Origin of the sequence: Fischerella thermalis PCC 7521, from assembly GCF_000317225.1 — a bacterium.
In the GTDB taxonomy this organism is placed as follows: Bacteria; Cyanobacteriota; Cyanobacteriia; order Cyanobacteriales; family Nostocaceae; genus Fischerella; species Fischerella thermalis.
Genome location: NZ_AJLL01000005.1, coordinates 222,194 through 248,222, shown reverse-complemented (window position 1 = coordinate 248,222; position 26,029 = coordinate 222,194). Strand labels below are relative to the sequence as shown.

The following is a 26,029-nucleotide window of genomic DNA, read 5'->3' as shown; positions in this document are numbered from 1 at the left end:
CATCGGATAGATTGGGTAGGCCAGAAGCCTAACACCAATCCAGGTCGGAATAAACATTCCGAAGGTCAAATTGTTGATCTGGGAAATCCCGTGACCTACACAGCAGCAAAGTAAACTTTAGACTTTACCGGGTCGGGAATCATTGTCTGATCACCAGGCTTCCAACCAGCAGGACATACTTCATCAGGGTGAGATTGGACGTACTGAATAGCTTGTAGTGTCCGCAGTGTTTCATCTACGTTACGACCAAAGGCGAGGTTGTTGATAGTCGCGTGTTGGATGACACCATCTTTGTCAATGATGAACAGACCACGCAAAGCTATGCCAGCTGCTGGATCAAGGACGTTGTAAGCAGTGCTAATCTCTTTCTTAATATCGGACACAAGGGGATAGTTAAGATCACCAACTCCTCCAGACTTGCGATCGGTCTGAATCCATGCTAGGTGTGAAAATTCGCTATCAACGGACACACCGAGGATTTCTGTGTTAATCTTTTTAAATTCTTCGTAGCGATCGCTAAAAGCTGTGATTTCTGTTGGACAAACAAAGGTAAAGTCTAGGGGATAGAAAAACAAAACAACATACTTACCGCGATAGTCGGAAAGTTTAATTGTTTTGAATTCTTGATCTACCACAGCAGTTGCTGTAAAGTCGGGAGCTGATTGACCAACACGGAGGCATCCTTCTGTAGACATATACTAATTCTCCTTGGAAATTATTTTCGTCTAGTAGTCCACCAAAGTTTCTTTGGGGAGTGGGAAAATAACATCGGTAGTGAGGATTTTTATCCTCTAACCTTTAGCCTTTACCCGACCAATACCCTGAATTTTGGGTTGGCTAAGTACTAGCTGCCCGCTCATCTTAGGTGTACAGGTAATACTTACCTGTCTACGCCCTGACAGCTTAATTACGAACTGTTACAACTATATCATACTCATAACGATTTTGAGTAGCAAATGGCCGATTTAGATACAAGAGAATGGTTGCTCACGAATGGCTTGGGAAGTTTTGCCAGTGGTACGGTTTCTGATGTCCGCACTCGTACTTATCACGGTTGGTTATTTGCTGCGACGAACTTGCCTTCTAGACGCACCCTACTGTTTTCGCATCTGGAAGCTAGCCTGGAACTACCAAAGCAAGTTATAGCATTGGGGACTAATTTTTGGGGTAGTGGTCAGATTGATCCGGCAGGTTACGAACTGCTACGTCATTTTAATATTAATCCGGTTCCTAAATGGGTGTGGGGTGAAGACGACTGGCAGCTAACAAGACAGTTGGTAATGCCCCACTTTTGTAGAGGAGAGAGGGAGGTGGGGAGATGGGGCGGTGAGGAGAAAAACTTCACCCCATCTTCTTGTAATCGCCTTTTAATTCAATATCGTTATGAAGGAAAGGATGAGGGCATTTTGAGGTTGCGACTGTTGATCGCCGATCGCGATTTTCACGACCAGCAAAAAGCCACTCCACAGTTACAGTTCTCACAATTACTAGGTCAGGGACAAGTCTGTTTGCAAGGGATCAACTCAGGAGTGTTTGGTACACCCTGGCACTTGCGCTGGACACGAGGCAATTATCAACCAGACGGATTTTGGTATTGGAATTACCATTTACCAGAAGAGACACGGCGAGGATTAAGCGATCGCGAAGATCTCTACAGTCCTGGTTATTTAACAGTTACGCTTTTACCAGGAGATGTAGTCACTCTAGAAGCCAAGGTGGGTTTTCCCGACCTCTTACAAAGCCCCCTCACTGACGATACCTTTGCAGAAGTTGTTGAGGCAGAACAAGACCGACTCTCTTTAGTATTTGGATGGGAACAGGAAGAAGTGGGGAGATTGGGAGATTGGGAGAACCGGAGGTGGGGAGAAAAAAGCACTCCATCATCTTTCCCAATTTGGCAGCAATTACTAAAGGCCAGCGATCAGTTTGTTGTTTCCCGCTTCTGTGGTGCTGAACCTACTGTAATAGCTGGTTATCATTGGTTTAATGACAGGGGACGTGATACCTTGATTGCTTTACCAGGTTTAGCGTTGCGGACTCAGCGTTTTGATTTGGCAAAAGGACTTTTACAGAGTCTTGGACGTCACTGTCGCCACGGTTTGATCCCCAATATATTTCCTAGTTTAGAAAATGAACCTGTTTACAATAGCATTGATACGGCTCTGTGGTGGATTGAAACCTTGGGGCTATACCTAGAAGCGACACAAGATTGGCTGTTTTTAGCAGAACAATACTCAGTAATACAGCAAATTTATAAAGCCTTCATTGGTGGTACACGCTACAACATTCAAGTAGATTCTACGGATGGTTTAATTGGTTGGGATGCTCGTGGTGTTGCCTTAACTTGGATGGATGCAGTAGTTGATGGACAACCAGTAACACCCCGCCGTGGGAAGCCAGTCGAAATTAACGCTCTATGGTACTCAGCTTTGTGCTGGGCTTCTCGGTGGGCAGAAATCTTGAGTGAGCAAGAAACTGTCGCCGAACCAAGTCGTTTCGCCAAGCAGGCTCGACGTTACAGCCAGCAAGCCCAACAAGTCAAAGACTCACTCCAACAGTTCTGGAATTCCCAGCTAGGCTACTTATATGACACTATAGAGCCAGACGATCATCGTAACTCTCAGGTTCGTCCAAATGCCGTGATTGCGCTTTCCCTTGCCCACTGCGCCTTTTCTATTGAACAGGGGCGTCAGATATTACAGTTAGCTACTAAACGCTTACTCACACCCTATGGTCTTCGTACCCTTGACCCGGGTGATCCCGAATACATCGGCAAATATATGGGTCATCCACAACGGCGCGATCGCTCTTACCATCAAGGTACTGTTTGGTGTTGGCTAATTGGCCCTTTTATCCGAGCTTGGAAACGTTTCTGTACTACAGAACCTTTGCCTTTTGACTGGCAACCTCTGCTAGAACACTTTCTGGCTGACGGTTGCCTTGGCTCAATTTCGGAAATTTTTGATGGTGATGAGCCGCACACACCCAAAGGTGCGATCGCTCAAGCGTGGTCCGTTGCTGAGGTACTGCGCCAGCTTGAGAATTGAAAATTTAAAGTGGATTTTAATTTTTAATGGCTCAGGTGTGATTCGAACACACGACCTAGGGCTTATGAGTCCCCCGCTCTAACCTACTGAGCTACTGAGCCAAACTTTTCTCACCGATTTCTAAATATAGCATACTAGTTTTGTCATGGCTAGTCCTACATACTTAGAAATTTTGAAAATATTGCTGTTTATTTAGTAATCAATACTTTTCGGATTAGCATTCTTTATCTGGCTTGTGGACTAAGAAAAGGGAAAGGGGAAAGGTTTGAATTTACCCTTTTCCCCTTTCCCCTTTATCCTAAAGTTATTGTGTTGGTAGTTGAGTGTTAAATTACCAAACAACGAACAACAAACAACTACCACCAAAAACTATATGCGTTGTTGTGGCGGCAAGAAAGCCATAGGATTGACTGCGCCCTTGCCAGTTGGATGGATTTCAAAGTGGCTGTGGGGTCCGGTGCTGAAGCCAGTACTACCCATTAAAGCAATTGTGTCACCTTGCTCTACCCGTTGACCGACACGTACTAAAACCTTGCTGTTGTGACCATAACGAGTCAAACTACCATCAGGATGCCGGATATCCACAAGATTACCGTAGCCACCATTGTTCCAACCAGCTTTTTCTACTATACCACCAGAGGAAGCATAAATCGGTGTACCAACACCGTTAGCAATATCAATTCCTCTATGCATCCTTCCCCAACGCCAACCATAGCCAGAGGTGAGGACTCCTTTGGCTGGCCAAATATAGCCTGTAGCTGTAGGTGTGATTTCTTCAATTGGCTTAGGCAGATATGTATCTACTGCGGCCAATGGTGGTAATTCTGGAGAAACTTGAGTTCCTCGCTTAGCATTAAAAGACTGAGATACATCACCACCCATACTAGGTGTTGCTACTTTCTGAGTTTGATTGCTAGCAAATTCTGGATTAATCGGTTCTTTATTCTGTCTTGTGGTAGTGTAGGTTAATACCCTTGGTCTAGGAACGGGGATTGATACTGCTACTGGATTAGGTTTGTTAACTGAGGTTGGTACTACTACGTTGCTACTGGGTCTAGAAACCGGAATTGGGATCGCGACATTGTTAGGTTGGGCAACTGGAATTTGTACAGCAGCAGTGTTATTGCTAACTTCCTCTACCACAGTTGTATTACCAGACTGTTGAGCGCGGTATTTTGCTCGTAATCTTTCAATTTCCGCTTTTAAGCTGTTTAGGCGTGGATTTGTGTTTTTAGCATTCTTTGATTTGGTTGCATCTTGTTTCCTAGCCAGCTGCATTTCGGTAATTGCTGTTGGAATGGGGGTATCACCACCCATGCCATAGGCGTTTTCTGTGGCAGGAACAGTTGCTGTTTTATTAGTATTTGTTGTTGAATCAGTGGAATAATATTCTGTGTTAACTGTATTGGCTTGAATTTGGTTGTTTAAGGGTGATGAGCCAATTCCAGGGGTGCTGGTATCAGCAATAACTGAATTAGGGCTAGGATTGGTAACTTTGGGATTACGGCTCAATTCAAAAGTACTGGGCTTAACTGCTACTGGTGCTGTGGTGGCTGCTTTGTCTACCTTTGTAGTGGGAATATTCAGCTTTTGATTGATTTTTAGTTGATTGGGGTTACTAAGATGATTTGCCTTAGCTAATTCTGAGACTGATGTACCATAAGCGCGTGCGATCGCTGCTAACGTATCCCCTGGTTTGACTTCATAGGTAGCACTAGCTGATGAGGTGACGACTTTTGCTGTTGCTACTGTTGATGTAATAACTGGGGTGTTAACTGTTGGTGTTGCAGCTGTTGTGGGTACATTCACTACATTTTTTTGCTTTAATCTAGATACAAGGCTAGCTTGGCTGGCATCGCTAGTTGTTTGTGACTGTACTGTAAAAGTGCTGCTTGTGTTTGCCTGTGAAGTTGGATTAGCAACTTCTGATGCTGGTTGAGCTTGATTTGTGACAACTTTGGGTAATTCTGTAGTTCTTTGAGATCGCAGTTGTGCCAGGCTGGCTCTTAAACGGTCTGATTTTTCCTGTAAGCGGTAGAGTGCAAATTCTTGCTGCGCTTTCAGTTGGGCATTTACTTCGCTGCTCACTGTCTTATCTTCTACCACTGTCTGCGGTTGAGCAGCAAAGGATGTGGTTTGATTGCTGGTTACTTCATAACTATTAGATAGTGTTTGTATGGGTGTTTGTGTATTGCTGTTGTCATTAGGAACACCCACCCTGTTTGCGATTGGAGCTTTAGTTGGTACTACAACTGGCCCATGAGTTGGCACAGTTACTCCATTGGTGACAATCTGCCATTTTGCCCCAAGCCCAGGCATCTGTGAAATTGCTGTTGGTTCAACTAAAACAGGATTTTCAGGCTGACTTACTGACGATTCGGTCTCGGACTCTAAATGATTTGTACGAGCTATTTTTAATTCGGCATCAGCAGTCGCAGGAAGTGTTGAGGCTGTATTTTGATTACCTACTGGTTCTGCAGCAAGGGCTTGATCGCTTTGTCGAGTCACCAAAAGGCTAGTCGCCCCCATTGAGATTGCCAAGCCAATCATGGCGGCTTTTGTTGGTACCAGGCGGTGGATTCGTGAATTAACTGGGTTTTGCTGTTCCACCGGTACTTCCTCGCTTTGGGTGTTTTCTAACACAGCCTTCTCTCTTTTTTTCAATGCTCGTTTCAAAGACGACCTCCTATGAACACTAGCGCTTAACTGACCTCGATGATTAAAGTCGAGTACTAGTCAATGATTTGGATCACATTAAACAGTAGATCAAGATCACATTGAACAGAGATACTTAGGCAAGATTAACTTGCTTCTTTAATTTAGACAAGTTCACATTTTGAAAATTTAGTAAAAAATTAATTTTTCTGCGACTTGTCTGTTCACTGTTCATAACTTACAATGTCTTGCTCTTTAATAGCTGTCTCAAAACTTACTATTGGGACTGATTGGAAGAGCGAACAACCGCTGTAGATAACTTTTATCTTCAAAGGTTTTTCACCTAATCCGTCGTCACAACAGGAGACTTTACGCTGATTATTCCCTAAAACACAACCGTACTAACTCTCAGGCATGTTTACGCTCCTAAAACCAATTTAACGGTTATGTAGTCGCTCAAATGGTTGATATGACATCCTTTCAGTTTTTTAGTTCCTCAAATTAAAAAAGTCAAATTCACGAAAATCTATCGTTAGATTCAGCAAATCTCTCTTCTGCTATATACAAATTTCTTATAGATGATTGTAGCTTTTTCTAAGTATTATTACTGTGAGTTTGCCGAGTTTTCAAGAAATTAGTATAGGATTTGACTTTTTTACAAAGGTAGCTATAGGGTTTTCTCTAAAAATTTATGAACTAAAGATTAATTTTTTGTTAATTTTCAAGTATTTTTACTCAAAAAGTAAACTTTTATACATTGTGTATTCTGTGATTCATTCTAAATAACCCAACTGACGATGCGCTTCAAATAAAGCTACTGCCACACTCACAGAAAGATTCAAACTGCGAACTTTGGGTTGGCTCATGGGAATGTAAACAGTGGCATCACAACTGCTAATAACTTCTGGCGGCAAACCTGTAGTCTCACTGCCAAACAAGAGCCAATCATCAACTCGATATTGAAAGCTAGCATAGTTATAATTACCGCGTACACTGAAGCCTAGCCGTCTTCCTCCTCGTTGCTCATGTAAGGTTTTAAATGCTTCTAGAGATTCGTGATAATGCAGTTTGACATAGGGCCAGTAATCTAGACCGGCTCTTTTAAGATAGCGATCGCTAATTTCAAATCCTAAGGGACCAACCAAGTGTAGTTCTGTACCTGTTGCAGCACAAGTACGAGCAATATTACCTGTATTGGGTGGTATGAGGGGATTAACTAGAACTACCTGAGGCATTTTCGGGTGGCTTTACAGTATCTTTAAAAGTAAAGTATCAAAAAGTTTAGATCTACCTATTGATAGACGCGACTTATAGCTTTTGTTAATATTTTTCAACCTACCACAATTGATTAGAAATTTAAAACAAAGCAAAGGATACTCCCAAAATCTGTTCTGAGAGTAAGTATGGGGTTATTTTTGAGAGAATGAATTTTATTCCCAAAGACAGATGCCATTTCCTACAGATAGAGGATGGGGCGTCAACTCCCCTAGTGGAATTAAAGGGGAAGGGAAAATGGGTAATAGGAGTAAGAATCAGCCCCTCAAAGACGAGGGTACAAGCCTTTTACTTTAATTGATCCAGGTGAAAGAGAAAAATTTGAAACATCCTGTTCAAATCCCCCAATTTTAATTATCGGCATGTCTCTATCGCCTGTTGTCTATTCTCTATTTTCTGCTAAAGCTGATTGCTCAAGCAGCAAGGGAGGCACATAATTTATCTTCTAGTTCTACTTCACGTTCTCGTACAGCACGAATAGCCTGAATAATTGTGCTTTGAGCGCTGAAACCAACAGCATATAGCTGTAACCATTGTTGGGCTTCATTACCTTCACGGAGAATTTTCTGTAGAGGTGAAAGGAAACAACTGAAGCCGTTTTGCTTAGCAAGCGACCAAACTTCCTGATAAAGTTCAGCAATCCAATCTCTAGCAGTGATTTTTCTGCCATCTTGCCAATGCAACAGTTGGGCATCAAGGCTAGAAGTAGCCGCAGCTATTTCGTTGTTAGCAGTCAAGGAGATGAGTTCTTCAGGAGAAAAAGTACTTAGAGTTAAAGGATCAAGATGGGGATTTTCAATGAGCTGTAACAGACGTGCTTCTAGTAAAGCAGTAATTGCTAATAAAGATATGGGATCTGTCACTAAATCGCAAATTCGCAATTCCAGCCGATTTAAATCATAAGGACGGTGATCGCCATTTGGTCTTACCGATACCCACAAATGCCGAACATTTTGCATTGTTCCTGCGGCTAGCTGTTGTTCTACCCATTGAATATGATCAGCATGGCTGGTAAATAACGGCACATGGGCAGGGGTTTGTGGGAATACACGCCAGCGGGTAGAATGAAAACCTGTGGCTTTGCCATCTAAAAAAGGAGAAGAAGCGCTCAAAGCAAGAAATAACGGTGCTTCTACCCGGATGAGGCGACAAGCCCGCATCAGCAGTTCCGGGTCATCAATGCCGATATTAATATGCACACTAGCCGTAACTACTTTTGCGCCATAGGTTTGCTCGATATAAGTGTGATAGGGATTTGTGGGATCAGAACGAACAAAGCGATCGCTACCACCTAAAGACAACGTGCTACCAGGAATAAGGGTATAATTGCCCAATTGCTGAAGGTACTCGCGCAACTTCAGGCGGGGACGTAGGATGGCACACAATAATTGGTCATAATTACGACTAGGTACAGTAATATACTCTACATTCCTGCTATCAGGCTCTCGTACATATCCATCCAAAGACGTAGTAATCTTGTCAGAGAGACCGACGATTTCACCATCAGGTGTACCTGTGTACATTTCTATCTCAAAGCCTTTTAATAGCACCTTATTTTTCTCCTCGGCTCTCCTTACTCTTAAATTGTATCCAATGAGACGCTTTTTTGCATCGCCTCCGTAGGAGGAGTTAGTGGTTAGGAATCAGTGAACAGTTATGAGTTATCAGTTATTGATAACTGAATAAATGAACTACACTCCTCAGCGATCGCCGACATGAGGATCGACACCTGCATCATAGAAAATCAAGTCTGGCTTTACCTCAGACAACAAATCTGGCAAATATGCGGCTAAAGTTTGTAGATAGGCATCATCTTCCATACAAATGGGAAGCGGGACATCCAAATCACTCTTTTGTTTTGTACCAGGAAAATTGACTTCGCAGTGCATCGAAAAAGTAAAAACAGTGCGATCATCTTGAAAAATAAATGCTGTTCCATCCCCTTGATGCACATCCAAATCTACTATCAAAATTTTTTGGACTAGTCCTAGCTTTTGCAAGACACGAGAGGCGATCGCTAAATCATTGAAAATGCAAAAGCCAGAACCATAACTGGGAAAAGCATGATGAGTACCACCAGCAGTATTGCAAGCTAAACCGTGACTAAGTGCTAACTTGGCAGTCAAGATCGTACCACCTACCGCTACACAGGTACGATTTACTAGCGCTGGACTCCAAGGTAAACCAATACGCCGTTGAGCTTTTAAATCCAAGGTTCCTTCATAGTAAGCTTGAACATATTCTGGTGTATGGACTAACTCTATTAATTTCTGTGGAGGACGCGAAAGAGTTAAATGCAGTTGCGCTGCGAACTTTTACTTTGTTAAAGGCTTGATTAATCATCGCTGCAAATTGGGCGTGAGTCAGTTGTTCATCGGCACGAAAAGTACCATCGGGAAAACCTTCGATCATTTCTAACGCTGCTAACTCAGCAATGTTTGTATCTCATCTCACACCGTTTTATAGGGTAAAAATTTATGGGTTATATAAACCTTTGCGTATTTATCCCAAGCTACAAATAAAACTAACAGTTGAAAATTTTTCTTTAAGTAAAATCACGTCTTAATTTAAGATATAAAAAGCACTCTTAACTCTTGCTTCAGGTCAAGAGGCGATCGCTTTGTTTTCCTTAAATCTGTGAAGTCTGAGAAAATTACTATATAAAGAGAATGCTTTACGAATCTTCATAATGACTGTAAACACACAGCAGCTACCAACCACAGCTACTTTTGAAAAACACCTTTGGACTTGGCAAGGTTACAAAATTCAGTATACTGTCCTGGGTACAGGCAAGCCCTTGGTTTTAGTACACGGCTTTGGTGCTTGTATTGGCCACTGGCGAAAAAATATCCCAGTTTTAGCCGATGCTGGCTACCAAGTATTTGCCCTTGATTTATTGGGCTTTGGTGGTTCAGAGAAAGCGCCTATTGATTACACAGTGGAAGTCTGGGTAGAACTACTTAAAGATTTTTGGATAGCCCATATTAACCAACCCGCTGTATTTATTGGTAACTCTATCGGCGCACTCTTAAGCTTGATGGTATTAGCCGAACATCCAGAAATTGTTGCAGGTGGGGTGTTGATTAACTCTGCGGGGGGTTTGAGTCATCGTCCCCACGAATTGAACCCACCGCTACGAGTTGTGATGTCTGTTTTTAATAAATTAGTTGGTCATCCAATTACCGGGAGTTTCGTATTTAATCGCATTCGGCAAAAACATCAAATTCGCCGGACTCTCTACCAAGTTTATCGCGATCGCCAAGCTGTTACGGATGAATTAGTAGATATGCTTTATACACCATCTTGCGATCCAGGAGCGCAAAAAGTCTTTGCTTCCATCCTCACAGCACCTCCTGGTCCGACTCCGGCGGAATTATTGCCGAAAGTCCAACATCCTCTGCTAGTAATTTGGGGTGCTGACGATCCTTGGACACCAATTACTGGTGCGAAAATTTACGAGCAAGCGCGGGATAATGGTAAAGATATCAAAATTGTTCCCATACCTGGTGCTGGGCATTGTCCCCACGATGAAGTGCCTGATGTGGTGAATTCCCAGATTGTGCAGTGGTTACAGGATTCTGTATTCACTGATTATAGCGCCCTTAACTAAAGTTGGAGCTTAATCTTTAGTCAGCCTTTAGCTGACTATTATAAATTTTTTAACCCGCTGAAGTGGGTTAAATCTGAACTTCCCCAATTGACATGTAGATGGAGTACACTCTCCCTAATCTTCTCCATTTTCGGGGAGGGTTAGGGAGGGGTTCTCCTGTACCTTACTCAGATGAAATCTGCTGTACCTCCAGTCCCTCTGGTGAACTGGCGGAGAGGACGGGGTGAGGTTTTATCATGGCAAGGTTCGTGAATTTTTTCATTGGGACTGGATGGTTGCTATTTCTATCTCCAGTAAAAAGCGCAAATTTTACCTAAAAGATATAAAAATTCAAACTCTGGATGATATGTTTGCAGAGATTGGGACAAAGTAAATATTCATTCAGAATTAGAATAGCCATCATTTTTCAGAATCAAGCTCTGACTTTCGTTAGAGGGATAATTGTTTTTTTACAGTTAGTCTTGTATTTGTGTTCAAAAAACTGTCTTGGTTCAGAAATTAGGTTGGTTTTTATCGAATTTCTCTACTAACCTATAACTTTAATCTATGAGGCTAATTGTACTTAGAAACTAAGTTCGGTTTCCAAAGAGGTTAGTCTATTTTGGAGTGAGCCAATGATAGCTATCTCAAAACTATGAAAAATTAACTCACGGGGTATACTCATGATCAATTTGATTTCTAATACGCTCGCTCGTGTCAGTTCTTTGTTGAAGGGACTCCAGGTCAAGCGTTTTTTGGCTGTTGTGATGCTTGGTGTTCTCCTCTTAACCACCAATACCTATGTTACTCCTGGTGATAACAAGGCTTTAGGTAAAGAAGTTCGCGATCGCGCCCACTTGAATGATACCCAAAGACCAAGAACAGTAGGCGAGTGGCAGAAAGAAGCTGAGGAAGTCAAAGGTAATCCTGTTGAAAGAATCAAAAGAATTGGGGAAGATTCAGCAGAAGCCTTTAGAGATTTTGGTTCTGGTTATGTAGAAGGTGCGAAGAAAATTGGTGAGCAAGCAAAAAATAGCGCCGTAGACGCAGGTAAAGAGGCTGCTAAACAAGTGCGACGCTAAGTGTCTGTTGAAACTAGTAATTAAAATGTGCGATCGCACATCAAATTTTCAGGCGTTGCTGAATTTGGTCATGAATTGTGTTTGTCTACATTTTGTAGAGACGTAGCAATGCTACGTCTCTATCGTGTGAATATTGAAATCTGCACTGTGTAAAATCAGTGTAGATTCCAGTCATAAATAGGCGAACTAATTACCATCCATTATCGCCATCATCGTATAAGTTTTCACTTTCAGTAGGGCTATTGTAAGGGAGTCGCGGGTTATCAATAACACCTGAGTGAATAACTTTTCCCTTTTTAATTTTTACATAAATCTCTTGCTCGTATAGAGAACCAAAGCCCACGCCACGATGATGAAGAAGTTTCCCTTGAGGAATTTTGATCACCCCACTGAACCATTTAGCACGAGTGGGAGTTTTGCCAAGCATTTTGTAAAGACCAAATATATCTACAAGATATAATTGACCTTTGTTGATTTTCCAAGTCCCGATAGGTAGCCGCCAGTAAGCAGTTGAGAATACCAAGGGATGATCGTTACCTATATTTATATCTTGCTCATTTAACTTCATCACTGGATTTTGCTCAGGCAATGGAATACAAAACGACATTGGTATTATTTCGCCATAGAAGTTAATTCTCTCACAAACCTGAGCTGTCATAATTAATCTCCTCTGTTAGTTATCTCTGCGTGCTTGTCGTAAAGCTACACGCTCATCTGGGAGATTTCCTAATTCGGATTTAGATTTACTCAAAATTCTTTAAAAATGCCATTATAGTTATGGTACTAACATACTGGAGATAAAATCACGGTTTACGCACGTCCTTTAGCACGGCTAATTGAACAATTACAACGCTTACCGGGAGTAGGCCCAAAAACTGCCCAAAGGCTTGCGTTGCACATTTTGAAGCGTCCGGAAGCAGAAGTTGAAGCTTTAGCACAAGCTTTAATCGAAGCCAAAAAGCAAATTGGTTTGTGTAAAGAATGCTTTCATCTTTCGGCTGAACCTGTTTGTGAAATTTGTCGCAACCCCAGTCGTGACAACAGTACTATTTGTATAGTGGCAGACTCCCGCGATGTAATTGCTTTAGAAAAAACTAGAGAGTACAAAGGTAAGTATCATGTTTTAGGTGGAGTAATTTCCCCAATTGATGGTATTGGACCAGAACAATTGACAGTCCAACCTTTAGTGCGGCGTGTCAGTCAACAAAAACCCAAAGAAGTAATATTGGCAATTAGTCCGAGTGTAGAAGGAGAGACAACGACACTGTACGTCGGTCAGTTACTCAAGCCATTTACCAAGGTGACGCGCATTGCTTTTGGTTTACCTGTGGGTGGCGATTTAGAGTATGCTGACGAGGTGACGCTAGCGCGGGCCTTGGAAGGGCGGCGAGAGTTAGATTAGGTTTATCAGTTATCAGTTTGATAATATTCACTGATAACTGATTTGCTCAAGCTCCTCGAGTTAGCTGTAGACTTTGTTGTTGCACCACTTCTTCATATAACAGTTCTAACTGAGCAATATTAGTGCTAAGAGTGTAGCGTTCTAATACTCGCTTTCTAGCTTTTTGCCCCAGTAAAGCTGTTAACTCAGGGTGGTCTTGGAATAATGGTAGCAAGGTTCTCAGTTGGGGTCGTACTGATTTAGGATTAAGAATTACACCTGCTCCCTTTTCTAGCACTTCTCCATCGGCTCCAACATCAGTGGCTAAACAAGCGACTCCACAAGCCATAGCTTCTAATAATGACAAAGATAAACCCTCTACTAAGGAAGGTAAAATATATACATCTGCACTCCGTAGAATCTCTATGCGTCGATTTTCATCAGCGACAAAACCTAACCAGTGAATGCCATTATCAGAGTTATAAAAAGGTTCCAAAGAAGACTTGAGGGGACCATCACCGACGATCAGTAACTTGCTTCCTGGGGCCATTTCTGCTTGCTTCCAAGCGCGCAGCAGAGCTTCAACGTTTTTTTCTGGAGCTAACCTTCCCTGGTAGACAAACAAGCGATCGGCATCAAATTCTGCTTTAACTTGAGAAATACCAGGAGAATATTTATTAACATCCACGCCATTGGGAATAACGGCAATATTTTCTGACGGTACACCCATACGTGCTAATAATTCGCGCTGTATTTGGGAAAATACAATCACGCGATGGTAATTGCCCAAAAAAGGCGCGTAGAGTTGATAGGCCAAAAGTTGGGTTCCTGAAACCAGCTTGGCTCCTTTACCTGCAAACGGTGTGTGGAAAGTAGCAACTAGTGGTAAGTTTAACTCCTCACAAATTTCCGGCAAAACAAAGTCTAGGGGAGATAAGGTGAGGGAAGCATGAACTATATCTGGTTTAATTCGCTTCAGCGATTGAGTCAGGACCTTAGTCGCTCTAAAGGTGGGAATAGTATAAACCTGCGACTTATAAATGAAAGGTAAAGGTACCTCTTGACAATTTGGCCAATTGTCAAGTTTGGATTGTTCTTGAGCAAAATGCAGGAAACTAACTTGGTGTCCCTGCTCTAGTAAAGCATTTGTGATCTCTCGACTGTAGGTAACATTGCCACAAAAGGGCGATTTTTTTCCAATCCAAGCTATACGCATTCTTTAATTTATTATTTATTAGGAAAGCGGGTTTAATTTATCAGCTTTTTACCATTATTCTGATGTTTTTTGGTTTTTACTGTTTTTGGCTTGTTGATTAATCATAAATCACAGCCAGTACCCACTTAACATACAAAATTTTATGTTTTTTATTTAAATATGATTATATTTATTTGTTTTATTTATAAGTCGCTCTTTTAGGACAAAATCAATACAGACCAACTAGACGCCAAAGTTGCGCCTAGCTTATGTAGACTTGATCCCTAGCTACTGGTATCCAAGATTTTATTATGCATATAAGCTTAACACAAAAGTATTAATCTCTACTAGAAAAGGAAATATACCAGTTTAATAAACCACCTAAGAAAACGATCGCTGCCAATCCAAAGAATACTACTTGTAACCCAACGAAGGTTTCTGCTACGCCTGCTAATGCCAAGGGTAAAGTTAGGGCAATATTAATGACATTATTCTGTAAGCCAAAAACTTTTCCCCGCATTTCTATGGGTGTTTCTGTTTGAATAGCCGTTTGCATGGGTATACCTACTAATGCCCCAAAAATACCTAAAGACATTACTAATGGCAAAACTGCCCATAACTGTTGTGTAAATACTGATAGACCAATTAGGGATGCAACCATACCAACACAGCCAATAAGACTTAACTGAGTATAGGAGAAGCGTTGCCCAAATTGACCTAGCATTACTGCTCCCAGCGCAATTCCAACACCACCGGATGCTAATAAAAAGCCGAATTGTTCTGGTTTTAAGTTAGGAATTACTTCTGCCATGCGGACAGCAAGAACTGTTAAAGCTGCAAATACAGAAAATAAGATAATTAATTGAATCAGAGCGTTGCGGAGGCGGTGATTTTTCCCCAAATAACGCAGACCATCCCGCAGATCGGCAAAAACGTGTGGAGATTCCTTTGTGGGTGGGTGGGGTTTTTCGTTAGTTATTAGTAATAACAAAATTAATCCAGCGATCGCATAACTACCACCCACAACTATTTCTTTTCCAAGTCCGTCGCTACCACCAAGGAGTAACCACAAGCGATCGGCTGCTGCTAACAGTGGTTCACCAATGGCGAACCCAATAATCACCGACGCCATCATGGTGGTGGTGTAAAGAGAATTAGCTGAGAGTAAATCCTTTTCTTTTACAACTAAGGGAATTGCTGCTTGTTCGGCTGGTGCAAAAAACTGCGTCAGTGTCGAGACCAAAAAAGTTATGCCTAAAATGATCACAAAACCCACAGGTAACATTGCGATCGGTTGCCAATCCTGAGTTAACCAAAGTAGTGAGGGAATGATCAAAACTAGGATACCGCGCCAAATATTTGTTCCAACCAGTACCATCTTTTTCGACCAACGGTCTACAAATGCACCTGCTAGGGAACCAAACAATACAGCTGGTATAGTAAAAGTTATCATCAGTGCTGACACCCAAGCACTAATAGTTTGTGCGCCTGTCTGAAAATGAGTATTGATCAAGGCAATCATCAGCACCAAATATACTTTATCTGCCAGTTGACAGAAAACTTGACCACCCCAAAGAGCTAAAAAATTAGGGTTTTTCAATACTGGCCAAAATCCGTATTCCTGGGCATTATTTGCAATTGCTTGTGTGTCTACAGGTTTTTTTTCTGCATCTGACTTTTCTGATACAGATGCATTTGGTTCATTGGAGTTAGTTTCCGTTGACACATCGGTTAGGGGTGCTGCCGATGTACAATTTTGATCGTCTTGAGAAACGTCTTTTGCAGACATTTCTTGATAATGAATTTGGTTGGATGTAGTATCGCGAACCGCACTCAGGTGATTTAGTAATTTTGGGGTTGATGTTCTATTGTGTTTTTTGACATGGCTTGGCGATATTAGCAGGATTCTTGTATTCAAATCAGACGATTGCATCATGGTTAGCAGCAAAATAAGAATCAATCAAGGCAGCAGAACGAATAGGACGACCAAAATGATACTGAGCATACTGACGTAAAATTTGCTCAACAGATAACCAGCTATTTTTTTCAGCTGCATCTAGCATTATCTCTGATTGCGACAGCTGCTGGAGTATAGACAATTCTTCAGCATCCAAGCGCTTAGAAAGTGCTGGTATTTCTTGGTGATGGTTGATGGTTTCGTAGGCTTGGTTCTTCTGTGATGGGTGACTCGGGACGTCCACTGCGTTGCGGGAGTGGGGATTAGGGGTGGTGGGATGATGGGGTGGTAGGGTGAAATCTTTTTGCCCGTCTCCCCATCGCGCCTTCTCCACTTCCCCCTGCTTCTTCAAGCGTTCCCAAGCTGCTAAACAAACAGTTCCACCAGCACTGACGCTGAATCCAACTCGCCAGTGGGGATCTTGAAAATCTGGTTTCAAGGTGCGTCCAGTTAAACAACAAATTTGTACTTGTGGTGTCAATCCAGCCAAAGCCAAAAGCTGAAATAGTCCATGTGTCAGATGAGCTACAACGCTGGATGCTGTGCTAGGTAAATTTTCGAGTCGTTCTAGATGTTCATTTAGTAACTCATATAATTCTGGTTGGGGGTGTTCGCTTAAAGCCTGACATAGTGCGATTTCCGCTAAGTATTGGCTAGCAACTAGCTTTACCAAGTCCTGAGCCAGACCTGGGTAAGATTTTACAGTTTGAGCTTGTGTAATTTTATCTAGCGATCGCCCCTTGGCAATCAACAATTCATTTACAACAAACATTCCACTCCTACCACCCAAGCTGGAGTTGTGTTTGCGAGAACCAGGGGCAATTACACGAATTAGACCAAATTCTTGTGTCAAAACGGTCACGAGGCGGTCTGATTCGCCAAAAGCCTGAGCTTTAAGATTAATACCAGTAGCCTTATAAGTTCTACTCATTTGTCCTTTGTCATTATGTCTTTTGCCATTTGTCCTTTGTCTCTTGTCATTTGCCACAACTAGTAATTATTAATCAATGACCATTGACTAATAACCAATGACTAATGACTAATGACCTAATGACTAATGACTACTCTTTTCCAGCGTATCGCGCTGTCTTAGTAAATCGACACTATAAGATGTTCCTAATCTAGTAGCGCCCGCCAGAATTAAATCTAGGGCTTGGTCAATTGTGCGAATTCCCCCCGAAGCTTTAATTCCAACTCTTTCCCGTGCAACCTCCTTGAGAAGTCGCACATCGGCTACTGTTGCACCTCCATTCCAACCTGTACAGGTTTTAATGAAAGCAGCCCCCGCATCCATACATATTTCCGTAGCTAGCCTTTTCTCGGCATCCGTCAGTAGGTTGGTTTCTATTATTACCTTAACTATTTGCCCTGTTTCTTCGCAAATCTCAGCAATTTCTCGATGCACCTCATCAGTTTTACCAGCTTTCAACCAACCCAAATTAATTACTACATCTAATTCATTAGCACCATTTTCCACTGCCTCTTGAGCTTCGTACAATTTCACGGCTGAAGTCGTCGCCCCAGTAGGAAAACCTATGACTGTACAGATTTTCGGCATCTTATTATGCAGTAATTCGGCCGCAAGGCGTACATAGCTGGGATTGACACAAACCCCTGCAAAGTGAAACCTTTGAGCTTCTTCACACCATTGCTCAATAAGATCCGGAGTCGCTGTTGGTATTAGCAGAGTGTGGTCTATATATGGCGCAATATCAATATCGTTGTCTGGATATTCTGCTGCCATCGCTTGTTTACCAATGATTGATTATAAAAATTTATAAAACTTTAATACTATTTTAATAAATAAGTCTACAATTCTTATTACTTTATAGAAAAACTAGTACAGTTTTGCGTTAACTATATAACAGACACAGCTAATTCTATCTCTACTGTTGACAATCGTACTTGTTTTATGTAGGCGAAAAACTCCAGAATAGTTTGAGCTAAAGCTTTTGATGCTAAATAAGGCGCGCCATTGCCAATAGTTTTAAACATATTAGTTAATGACATATTTTCTGGAAGTATAAAGCTAGCAGGTAAAGATTGTATTGCTAAAGCTTCTGCTACAGAAATTCGCCGGACTTTATAAGGATGTAAATGTACTTCATTATTGCCATAGCAAGCAGTAGGAGAATAACGCCATCTGTGTAGACGTTTATAAGATTTTTTAGAATCGTCGCCTTCATCAATACTCAGGTAATGAATTAGAAATTAGTTGAAAGATATAATTCATTGACATCAGTGATCCTTACTATTGTGACATCACTCGAATGGTATGCCAATAAAGATCCAGAGATTGCAGAACTTTGCAATAATGCCTTAATGGAACTGATTGATAAACAAGCAGCGACTACTCCTGAATTGGTAGTCGCTGACTCTGAAATTGGTATGGATGGTTTCTAATCAAGTTATTAACTTCTGGTGAAATTAACCCACCGCTTTCTCAGCACCAACAAGTTCACCCTCAGCAACTTCTGGTAACAAACGCTTCACGCCTTGCTTCACAAACCCCTGCCAAAATACCACTTGTTGGTTCTGTTGAAATACCTTTTGCAAAGTTTGCCCCAGTTTCTCAACATTAAACCCAGTGGCAGAATTTACTGCTACTTCTTGCTGTTGGAAATATTCTATCAAGCTAAGTCCAGCCAACCGCGTGAGATAAGCTGCACTTACACCCTGCACTGCACCACCAGCAACGTAGGTGATAGCGTGACTCTTGAGAACAGTACCAATCACTTTACTAGAAAGTTCAACTAAGCCTAGTTTTAGCATCAAGCTTCCCATTTCTCCGGCTATAGTTTTTGCCTGTTCGAGGGAGAATTTCTGCTGATAGATATTACCCAAATCTACGATCATTTGGACATTGATTGCCGTAGTTGCCAAAATATCTAAGGCGGGAACTGGGTTAGCAAAAGCAGCCGCCGCAGCTATCCACTGATATTGTTCAATCACTGGGTGAGCGCGATCGCATCTTACCCCATTTAAGTAATTTTTCGCTTCAGCTTTGAGCAACAGTGCTTTTCTCATCGTAGTTGCCCATACCAATTGTTGCCCTTGCTGTGCTAAAGTCTCACCTAGTTGCTGCGTCAGTTGCTGAATTTCTGGCGCTGGTTGTTCCATCCACTCTTGCACAGAACCATCATCGTTGTGCTTGCGCACTTTCACAGGTAGGGGAGAGGCTGAGGTTGCTACAACATGAGACTGCATTCGCTGTTTTAAAGACAGCAATATACTGGCACGTTCATCTACCAAATACTGATCTTGTTTATTGAAAACCAGCATCAGGTGGTGTTTTTCTGCTTGTAGTTGCTGGATGGTTTGAAATTCTGTATCTGTCAAATCACCGTTTGTCAGGAACAGAATAAAATCAGTTGCTTTTGCTTGTGTTAATGCAGCTGCATCTGATTTTTCACCAGCGTCTGCAAATAAAGACGGTGTTTCTTGTAAACAGACTGTTTTTTGTAGTTGTGGACACCAGTGAGATTTTAGTACTTCTATTAAGGTGGTTTTACCCACCGACTTACCACCAGTCACAGCTAGGTGAATTTCTTCCCTGTCTAACTCAGAGTACAACTGGGGAATTTTTTCTCTTAATGCTGCTAAGGCATGATGATTTTCAGCTTCCCCTGCTAAATGATTTATTACAGTTTCAGCTTTGGCGATCGCACTTTCTACAGTTTCTCGATCCACAGGTAAACTATCAAGTACATGGGAATCCTGTTTAGTGCGATTTTGCTTTAAAAACAACAAACCACCACCAACCAATAAAAGACTTAGAACACTATATTCTCCTAGTTGGATGATCGAATCGTGCCAACTTTGTAAAATCCAGAGGGAGAACGATAGTCCAAGTCCTCCTACTAGTATTGGTCGCTGCAACTTCACAACCATGATTCACCGCGCTTTTTGGATTATTTCTACTCCAGAATAGATCAAAAGTTAGTGGTTAGTAGTTAGTGGTAGTTTACTACTCCACTCTTACGCAAAGCCTATGAGCGCACGGCTCTTTCTTGATACCGGGAAAAGAGTCCACCGCTTGTCTACACACCCCACCCTTACCTTAAGCCGAAGAAGGTGCGTCTACACACTCCATAACCGAGGTTGGCAATGAAAATTTGTTCACCCCCATACCCATTTTCAAGACAGTTCTACTCTGGGTGTCACACAACGCGGTATATTCAGGTGAAGAGAGAGAGCATCGTAAATTAATCTGTGCCGAGAATTATTGCTATCCTCAACGGTAAAGGGGGAGTTGGGAAAACCACTACCGCAGTTAACCTGGCTGCGACTTTTGCAGAAGCACAAAAAGTTCTTCTGGTAGATGCAGATGTTCAAGGTTCTGCTAGTTGGTGGTATAGGCGTAGTCAAAACAGCATGGGATTTGATCTATCTCAAGTGACAGATCCCAAATATTTAGGTGGTTTGCGTAAGATAGAAGGATACGATTTAGTGGTAGTCGATACGCCTCCAGCGTTACACTCTACAAGCTTGAAAGCGGTAGTAGCGATCGCAGACTATTTAGTTTTGCCCACACCGCCAGCACCGATGGACTTAGCTGTTCTAATTGATACAGTTAGTCAAGCAGTCACTCCTTTGTAAATTGCCCATCGGGTGCTTTTAACTAAAGTAGATACACGTAGTTTAGGGGAAACATTAGAAGCACAAAATACACTGATAAAATTGGGTATTCCAGTTTGTAATGCTTTTATCCGTACTTACAAAGCTCACGAACGAGCAGCACTAGAGGGTGTAGCAATTACTCAATGGCGAGGCAAAAATGCCAAAGAAGCAGAATCAGACTACCGCCGCGTAGCAGAAGAATTACAACGTGACTGGAGAAAATAGAAATCATGGCTACTAGAAAACGGGTTGCCGATGTATTACAAGAAGAAGCACATAAAATATCATCACCAGAAGTAGAATCTATTATTGATGTTGCTGCTGAGGAAGTAACAGAGGAAACCACCCCAACTACAGAAGAATCAACTGCTAAAAATAAACGTACAAATCCAACTAAAGCTGATTTAGAAATTACTATCAATCAGTTGCAAACATCCCTAGAACAAACACGTCAAAACGAAGCAAACCTCCGACAGCAACTTAGTAATTTACAGTCATCCTTATCTGAAAAAAATACACTCATAAAGCAATTACAGGCTTCTGTTGCAGAAACACAGCAAAATCAAAAAAATCTCCAATCCCGAATTAGTGAGTTACAATCGGTCTTATCTGAAAAAGATAAATTAGTCGAACGCTTAACAACAGAACTTGACGAAGCCAAGCAAGCTGCTGTACAACTGGCACAGGCAAATTCTCAGCTTACAGAAGAGATTAATAATTTGAATAATCCTAAAAAGGAAAAAGCAATTCCCAAAGCATTAACTTACAGAAAATCATACCGCACACCTACACCAGAAAAACTACCACCTCAAACACCCACCGAACCCGCAGATAATTCTAATCAAATGTGGTTGCTTGATTAAAAAATTGAGATTTGAGATAGCTAATATAGATCTCAAATCTAAAATCCATAGTTCAATAGATATTTTGTCAGATCTCTCATGTACAATTTCTTACCTTTTGCTTACTTCCAGGATAAAATCGTACCTTTTCAAGAAGCAACAATTTCCATTGCTACTCACGCATTACATTATGGAACTCTCGCTTTTGGTGGAATGCGAGGTATTCCTGATCCCCAAGACCCTACACAAGTTTTATTATTTAGATTAGACCGTCACTGCCAAAGGTTAAGTCAAAGTGGAAAGTTCATACACTACGATATCTCAGCTGAAAAAATCAAAACAGCCATAATCGAATTTGTAAAAAAAAATCAACCCACTACTTCTTTCTATATTCGCCCCTTTGTCTTCACTTCTGATTTAGGCATTGCCCCCAGGCTGCATAATATAGATAAAAGTTTTGCTATTTATGGATTAGAACTAGGAGATTATTTATCTCCCGAAGGAGTCAGTTGTCGCATTAGTTCGTGGTGCAGACAAGAAGACATTAGCTTTCCATTGCGAGGAAAAATTAGCGCCGCCTATATTACTTCTTCCCTTGCTAAAACAGAAGCTGTTGAATCTGGGTTTGATGAAGCAATCTTAATGAATTCCCAGGGGAAAGTGAGTGAAGCCTCTGGTATGAACATTTTTATTGTGAGAAACGGAAAAATAATTACCCCTGGATTTGAACAGGATATTTTAGAGGGAATTACCCGCGATAGTGTGATCAAAATAGCTCAAGACTTTGGTATCCCAGTGGTGGAACGTCCTGTAGATAAATCTGAACTTTTAATTGCTGATGAAGTATTTCTATGCGGTACAGCAGCTAAGGTTGTACCAGTCAACAGAATTGAAAATTATTACTTACCAGAACATCGACCCATCGCTGAAAAACTGAGAGAAAAACTAACAGCAATTACAGAGAATAGAGACCCTGATTATCGTGATTGGGTATATCCAATTTCTATATAATCAACTCTATCTTGCTCTCTTGTAATATAAATCACAGCTACACAAACAAAATCTACGAAGTGGTTTTAAAATCCTTGATTTTGAGTTAATCTGCTTCGGCAGATTTATTTGGTATAGCTGTGATTTATAATTGCCAAGGCTAGGTACTAACTTAAATAAATATTTCTCCTCTCAAATATCAATCTTTTTCACTAAATTCCAAAATATGCTGTGCCGTAATTTGCGGTTGCTCTAAATGAGGGATATGTCCACAATCTTGAATCCAAATTAACTGACTATTAGGAATCGCTCTATTAAATCTTTTAGCATCTTTAGTACCTAAAATCCGATCAGAATCACCCCATAAAATCAGTGTTGGTTGCTGAATTTCTCCCAATTTTTTAAATCTAAAGGCTGTGTAACCACCACTTTTAGTAAAGGCAATTAAAGCTTGTTGCCAATTAGGACATTCTAAATGCAAAGCTGCACACAGCTGAGCATCTATCGTCGCTAAGCTTTTATTTTTATATGCAGCACGACTAATACTTTGACGTACTCTAGGATTACGCAAAAATTGAGCCGCTAAATAATCAAACGGCGGAAACATATATTTAGCTAACGGCGAACTACCTATCAAACCAGCACTATCAATTAATACTAATTTTTTAACTATTTCTGGATAGGTGAGTGTAAAATCAATCGCCGCCGCCCCCCCCATTGAAGCACCGACTAAAATCATCGGTTGATTAATCAAGGTTTTCCAAAAATGATAAAGATGGGTTTTAATTTCTGCTGTACTAAACCTTATTCCTGTCGGGCGATTTGTAAACCCAAAGCCTAACAAATCTATTGCCCAAGTTTGATGCTTTTCTGCCACTAATGGCAGCAAACGGCGATATTCTAGGACGGAACTGTCAAAGCCATGAATTAATAGTAACGGCGTCCCACTATTACCCTTTTGCACATAAGTTGTGACAATTGGTTGAGTACTTAAGGGAGTAGCGATCGCAATTTGTTTTATACTTTGAGCCAGAGTCACGGAGGTAGATTCTGTAAGTTGCCTAATTGCAGCAATTTCAATCCCTGATTGGGACTCAGACTGAATCATCTCCACCTCCAATTCAAGATTATAAGGGATCGGGGACTCGGACTCGGCAAAGAATTTGCTCAAATTCTTAGTTACTAGTCTTAGTTTTCATTACAATTTTTAAACATATCATAAGAAAAATAGTTCATGATCGGTAGTTACCTCCTCATTTCCTTATTTCCTATTCTCCTGACTAGATGAAGAGGTTGCATCTTCAACTTTTTTAAGTGCGAGAAAAATGTCATAGCGATTACTACGACTATCATTAACCGCAGATGTGATACCAATTGAGCGTGTGGCTGCTAAGAACGTTTTTTGATTTGGTAGTAAAGTCGGTAGAGGAAAGTTTTGAACTGTGCGTTCCACATCTAAGAAAAACTGGCCATTGGTAGGATTGGGTTCTGAAGGGACTGTTTGTTGAAATAGTGGAGTATTTGCTAGGGTATTGTTGAGTTTAGGAATTATCTTATCGCTGACAGGAGCGCCAAGTGCAAAGAAAGCCACATCTGCATCTAACCAACCATGGGTAGCGGTTAGAGTTCCCAAAGGTCCAAACCAATTGACAACAGGTTTACCTGCTACTGATGTCTGTTGAATCTGGAATTGGTATTGAGTTTTCATCACTTCATCAAGTTTTTTGAGAGATGTTTCCGCACGGGTGCGATCGCTCGCCTGTACCATGAATACTAAAGAGGCACGGAAATTATCTGATAAACTGTCCCGGGGTCTACTGGGAATGACTGAGACTGAAAATTCATTACCCATCCAACTCAGTAAATCTTGCTCGAAATCAAGATTAGTGAAAGATTTGAAACCTGCTTTTAGCTGTTCTGGTGGAATAGGTGAGAGTGGGTTTCCCTGGGATGTAGAAACATAGTCTGACCACAATTGCCTTAAATTACCGCCAGAAAGCATCATCAAAGTTTCTGGTGGGACAAGGTTTGGCATCTTTCCGGCTTTGTTTTCTACCCTGAGTGTACGTTGACTGTTGGGATTAAGCCAGGAAATACCTTTAATCCGTATTCCTTGTGACTCTAAGGAAATGCTTCCAGCTAAACCTTGGTTATTTTGTAATTGTGCTAGAACTTGAGCAGGCAAATGATGATTACCAGATGCAGCAGCGATTTTAGCAGAGACAGGTATATTTACATAGAATTGAGCAAAAGCTTGAGAGGTAGCAATTTTAGGAAAGTTATCCGTAAAACCCGCAGTTGTCGCCAGGGATGTTTTATTTTTATATGCTTGAATCGCACGTTCTGTGGTTTTAGGGTTATCTGTAATTACCAAGAACTGCTGATCTATGACTGCTGCTGATAAATTTTCTCCCGATGCGGAGTTAGTTTCTTTGATGGCAATTCCTTCATAGGTACGATCAATCCATTGGCCTGCTTTTGGATTTTTAGGTTGTGCTAAAACTTTTTTCGCTTGCTCGGGATTTTTAATTGGTAGTACTACCACTGTAGACCTTTGATTGACAGTAGTATTACCATCGGTTGCCACAGGCTTAGATGCAGGTTTAATTGCTTCTGGGGATAGAATTGCTATTGTTACTTGTTCGCCAACCCAAGGACTAATATCTTTTTGAAAATCGTAACCGTTATTGGTGAGGAAGCGATCGCGCAACTGCACTAAATTTTTATCCAGTTCGATTTGAGTTTCTTTTGTGCCAAACTCTCTTAATTTCTGCCATTGAGCGCGATCTGTACTCAGAGAAACTGCAAACAGTGCATCCTGGGGAATGATATTTGCACCTACTGGTAAATCTCGAGACAATAATTGTCCTTGGGTTAACAGCCAGTATGCTGTCATACCACCAGCAATTAATATTCCAGCAGATGAGAGTGTTAGTACTAGAGATGGTTTCTTTTTTTTCATCGAAACAGACACAACAGGCAGCGCCATTGAACCAAATACCTCATTATTAGGGAGCTCTTTACTTGCTTTGTTGGCAAAGTAAACCAAAAGGTTTTCTCAGCATTGAAGATGTTAATTACATTTATTTTTTGGCTTTAGAGTCTGAAATATACTTCGGTAATAAGTTACCATTTTTTTCCAAAATTGCCATTATAGTTTGTGCATTGTATAGCAATCCTATCTAATTTGTGAGAATCACAATATTTCAGCCAAAAAGTTTAATGAAGCTAACCACCAAGACGCCAAGAACGCCAAGGATTCGTAAGTTATGCGTAAGTTCTACTGTTTAGGAAGTCAGATGATGTTGTCTCTCACGAATGATTGATGATTTTTTGTTTTATTGATTGGAAATTAAATTAATCTTCTATAAGTAAGTAGCAAAATTGACAATCTGG

The 26,029-nt window shown here is 41.2% G+C and carries 20 protein-coding genes, 1 tRNA gene and 3 pseudogenes; 8 read left to right on the top strand and 16 right to left on the bottom strand.

Annotated elements, in window-relative coordinates; all coding sequences use genetic code 11:
- Window positions 1–95 precede the first annotated feature (95 nt).
- A complete protein-coding gene (locus UYK_RS0101195; protein WP_009455265.1) occupies window positions 96–695 on the bottom strand; it encodes a peroxiredoxin in 600 nt (199 codons plus the stop codon).
- A 261-nt stretch (window positions 696–956) separates the two neighbouring features.
- On the opposite strand from UYK_RS0101195, the gene UYK_RS0101190 reads away from it, so the two are divergent.
- A complete protein-coding gene (locus tag UYK_RS0101190) occupies window positions 957–3,047 on the top strand; it encodes an amylo-alpha-1,6-glucosidase (RefSeq protein WP_009455264.1) in 2,091 nt (696 codons plus the stop codon).
- 27 nt (window positions 3,048–3,074) lie between these two features.
- Here UYK_RS0101190 and UYK_RS0101185 read toward each other — a convergent pair.
- The 6 genes and pseudogenes from UYK_RS0101185 to UYK_RS27060 form a co-directional block, all read right to left on the bottom strand.
- Window positions 3,075–3,148 (bottom strand) — tRNA-Met (locus UYK_RS0101185).
- Between the two features lie 268 nt (window positions 3,149–3,416).
- Complete coding sequence (locus UYK_RS0101180) at window positions 3,417–5,723, bottom strand: peptidoglycan DD-metalloendopeptidase family protein (protein ID WP_009455263.1); 2,307 nt, start codon at window positions 5,721–5,723, stop codon at window positions 3,417–3,419.
- 752 nt (window positions 5,724–6,475) lie between these two features.
- Window positions 6,476–6,937, bottom strand: a complete 462-nt coding sequence (locus UYK_RS0101175) for a tRNA (cytidine(34)-2'-O)-methyltransferase (RefSeq protein ID WP_009455262.1) — start codon at window positions 6,935–6,937, stop codon at window positions 6,476–6,478.
- A gap of 453 nt (window positions 6,938–7,390) precedes the next feature.
- The gene (gene gshA / locus UYK_RS0101170; RefSeq protein WP_009455261.1) at window positions 7,391–8,527 is read right to left on the bottom strand and encodes a glutamate--cysteine ligase; all 1,137 of its coding nucleotides are present in this window, start codon (window positions 8,525–8,527) and stop codon (window positions 7,391–7,393) included.
- A gap of 153 nt (window positions 8,528–8,680) precedes the next feature.
- A pseudogene (locus UYK_RS23925) lies at window positions 8,681–9,262 on the bottom strand (histone deacetylase family protein); the annotation flags it as partial.
- Window positions 9,198–9,389, bottom strand: a complete 192-nt coding sequence (locus UYK_RS27060; protein WP_016870756.1) for an S-layer homology domain-containing protein — start codon at window positions 9,387–9,389, stop codon at window positions 9,198–9,200. The gene UYK_RS27060 and the pseudogene UYK_RS23925, both read right to left, overlap by 65 nt.
- Window positions 9,390–9,666: 277 nt before the next feature.
- Between UYK_RS27060 and UYK_RS0101155 the strand changes: the two genes are divergently transcribed.
- Together UYK_RS0101155 and UYK_RS0101145 are read left to right on the top strand one after the other, a co-directional pair.
- Complete coding sequence (locus tag UYK_RS0101155; RefSeq protein ID WP_009455259.1) at window positions 9,667–10,587, top strand: alpha/beta fold hydrolase; 921 nt, start codon at window positions 9,667–9,669, stop codon at window positions 10,585–10,587.
- Window positions 10,588–11,249: 662 nt separating this feature from the next.
- Complete coding sequence (locus UYK_RS0101145) at window positions 11,250–11,648, top strand: hypothetical protein (RefSeq protein ID WP_016870754.1); 399 nt, start codon at window positions 11,250–11,252, stop codon at window positions 11,646–11,648.
- Window positions 11,649–11,838: 190 nt separating this feature from the next.
- Here the strand turns inward: UYK_RS0101145 and UYK_RS0101140 are convergent, their stop codons facing one another.
- The gene (locus UYK_RS0101140) at window positions 11,839–12,306 is read right to left on the bottom strand and encodes a hypothetical protein (RefSeq protein WP_009455257.1); all 468 of its coding nucleotides are present in this window, start codon (window positions 12,304–12,306) and stop codon (window positions 11,839–11,841) included.
- Window positions 12,307–12,483: 177 nt separating this feature from the next.
- On the opposite strand from UYK_RS0101140, the gene recR reads away from it, so the two are divergent.
- A complete protein-coding gene (recR, locus tag UYK_RS0101135; RefSeq protein WP_026086321.1) occupies window positions 12,484–13,050 on the top strand; it encodes a recombination mediator RecR in 567 nt (188 codons plus the stop codon).
- 46 nt (window positions 13,051–13,096) lie between these two features.
- Here the strand turns inward: recR and UYK_RS0101130 are convergent, their stop codons facing one another.
- The 5 genes and pseudogenes from UYK_RS0101130 to UYK_RS24700 all read right to left on the bottom strand — a co-directional run.
- Window positions 13,097–14,245 carry a glycosyltransferase family 4 protein gene (locus tag UYK_RS0101130; RefSeq protein ID WP_009455255.1) on the bottom strand — a complete coding sequence of 383 codons (1,149 nt, stop codon included), beginning with the start codon at window positions 14,243–14,245 and terminating at the stop codon, window positions 13,097–13,099.
- Window positions 14,246–14,561: 316 nt separating this feature from the next.
- On the bottom strand, window positions 14,562–16,157 hold the full coding sequence (locus tag UYK_RS0101125; RefSeq protein WP_016870753.1) for an MFS transporter: 1,596 nt from the start codon (window positions 16,155–16,157) through the stop codon (window positions 14,562–14,564).
- A complete protein-coding gene (gene recO, locus UYK_RS0101120) occupies window positions 16,144–17,112 on the bottom strand; it encodes a DNA repair protein RecO (RefSeq protein ID WP_009455253.1) in 969 nt (322 codons plus the stop codon). The genes UYK_RS0101125 and recO overlap by 14 nt, the downstream gene beginning before the upstream one ends.
- Before the next feature lie 123 nt (window positions 17,113–17,235).
- Window positions 17,236–17,925 (bottom strand): deoxyribose-phosphate aldolase, encoded by a 690-nt coding sequence (gene deoC / locus UYK_RS0101115; RefSeq protein WP_009455252.1) that lies wholly within the window; start codon window positions 17,923–17,925, stop codon window positions 17,236–17,238.
- 113 nt (window positions 17,926–18,038) lie between these two features.
- Window positions 18,039–18,374, bottom strand: a pseudogene (locus tag UYK_RS24700) (DNA cytosine methyltransferase); the annotation flags it as partial.
- Window positions 18,375–18,422: 48 nt separating this feature from the next.
- Between UYK_RS24700 and UYK_RS0101100 the strand changes: the two are divergent.
- Window positions 18,423–18,584 (top strand): hypothetical protein, encoded by a 162-nt coding sequence (locus UYK_RS0101100; protein ID WP_009455250.1) that lies wholly within the window; start codon window positions 18,423–18,425, stop codon window positions 18,582–18,584.
- Between the two features lie 24 nt (window positions 18,585–18,608).
- On the opposite strand, the gene UYK_RS0101095 is transcribed toward UYK_RS0101100, so the two are convergent.
- The gene (locus tag UYK_RS0101095; RefSeq protein ID WP_009455249.1) at window positions 18,609–20,072 is read right to left on the bottom strand and encodes a YcjF family protein; all 1,464 of its coding nucleotides are present in this window, start codon (window positions 20,070–20,072) and stop codon (window positions 18,609–18,611) included.
- 321 nt (window positions 20,073–20,393) lie between these two features.
- Here UYK_RS0101095 and UYK_RS27640 point away from each other — a divergent pair.
- The 3 genes and pseudogenes from UYK_RS27640 to UYK_RS0101080 all read left to right on the top strand — a co-directional run bounded on the left by UYK_RS27640 (window position 20,394) and on the right by UYK_RS0101080 (window position 22,654).
- Window positions 20,394–21,026: pseudogene (locus UYK_RS27640) on the top strand (ParA family protein).
- A gap of 5 nt (window positions 21,027–21,031) precedes the next feature.
- Complete coding sequence (locus UYK_RS0101085) at window positions 21,032–21,664, top strand: hypothetical protein (protein ID WP_009455247.1); 633 nt, start codon at window positions 21,032–21,034, stop codon at window positions 21,662–21,664.
- 78 nt (window positions 21,665–21,742) lie between these two features.
- The gene (locus UYK_RS0101080) at window positions 21,743–22,654 is read left to right on the top strand and encodes a branched-chain amino acid transaminase (RefSeq protein WP_009455246.1); all 912 of its coding nucleotides are present in this window, start codon (window positions 21,743–21,745) and stop codon (window positions 22,652–22,654) included.
- Window positions 22,655–22,832: 178 nt separating this feature from the next.
- Here UYK_RS0101080 and UYK_RS0101075 read toward each other — a convergent pair whose 3' ends face one another.
- Complete coding sequence (locus tag UYK_RS0101075) at window positions 22,833–23,741, bottom strand: alpha/beta fold hydrolase (protein WP_009455245.1); 909 nt, start codon at window positions 23,739–23,741, stop codon at window positions 22,833–22,835.
- 153 nt (window positions 23,742–23,894) lie between these two features.
- Window positions 23,895–25,622 (bottom strand): DUF3352 domain-containing protein, encoded by a 1,728-nt coding sequence (locus UYK_RS0101070; protein ID WP_009455244.1) that lies wholly within the window; start codon window positions 25,620–25,622, stop codon window positions 23,895–23,897.
- Window positions 25,623–26,029 lie beyond the last annotated feature (407 nt).